At 44.6% G+C, this 350-nt stretch carries 1 protein-coding gene; it reads left to right on the top strand.

What is annotated here, in order from left to right; translation table 11 throughout:
• The coding region (locus AOQ32_RS08530) for a RusA family crossover junction endodeoxyribonuclease (RefSeq protein WP_059394403.1) at positions 1 to 348 on the top strand (348 nt) is incomplete at its 5' end.
• Positions 349 to 350 lie beyond the last annotated feature (2 nt).

Raw genomic sequence — 350 nt, forward strand, 5'->3', positions numbered from 1 at the left:
AAATACATTCAGGCTGAACGAAAGAATCGTTACATTGGCTCAAAGATGAAGAAGCAGGCAACGAATTACTGCCAGCTAGTCGTCCAGCAGGCCATGGTAGACGGTGTTCGATTCGAGTGGCCATGTATGTTGGAGCTAAGGTGGTACGTGCCCAATAAGCGCACTGATTCAGATAACTGGGCGTTTATGAAGAAATTCATTCTAGACGGCATGCAGAAGGCGAACGTGCGGGGAAAAGCATTCTTGCCCAATGACAGCCTGAATTATGTAACTGGATATTATGAGTCATTTGAAATTGATAAAGAACGGCCACGGGTAGAAATAAGGGCAGTTAAATTAAACATGTAGGG

The organism is Fructobacillus tropaeoli (genome assembly GCF_001047135.2).
Classification (GTDB): Bacteria; Bacillota; Bacilli; order Lactobacillales; family Lactobacillaceae; genus Fructobacillus; species Fructobacillus tropaeoli.